The 439-nt window shown below is 62.2% G+C and carries 1 protein-coding gene; it reads left to right on the top strand.

The genetic code is table 11. From position 1 onward, the window contains the following. Window positions 1–439, top strand: a 439-nt coding sequence (locus EN808_RS35170; RefSeq protein WP_135918219.1) for an NAD(P)-dependent oxidoreductase, incomplete at both ends; no start/stop codon positions are given.

Genomic DNA, 439 nt, shown 5'->3' with positions numbered 1-439 from the left:
ATCGCTTCCAGCGAGACGACCTACGGCCTGGTCTTCGCCAACGAGCCGCGCAATCCCACGCATTTTCCGCTCGACGAGGATTACGACGTCGACCCGATGGATTCTTATGCGCTGTCGAAGATCGTCAACGAGAAGACGGCGCGGGCCTTCGCGCTGCGCAGCGGTTTCGACATTTATGCGCTTCGCATCGGCAACGTCATCGAGCCGCATGAATATTCGCTGTTCCCGAAATGGTTCGCCGATCCGGGTTTCCGCAAGCGCATCGCCTGGAGCTACATCGACGCCCGCGGCCTCGCCCAGATCACCCTGCGCGCGATCGAGAAGGACGGGCTGGGCTATCAGGTGTTCAACGCCGCCAATGATGACACCTCGTCCGACCTGCCGACGGCCGAGCTCCTGAAGCGTTTCTATCCGGGCGTGCCGGTCAAGGCCGAGCTGG

Source organism: Mesorhizobium sp. M8A.F.Ca.ET.165.01.1.1, from assembly GCF_004792065.1.
Classification (GTDB): Bacteria; Pseudomonadota; Alphaproteobacteria; order Rhizobiales; family Rhizobiaceae; genus Mesorhizobium.
This window is presented reverse-complemented; position numbering and strand designations above follow the sequence as displayed.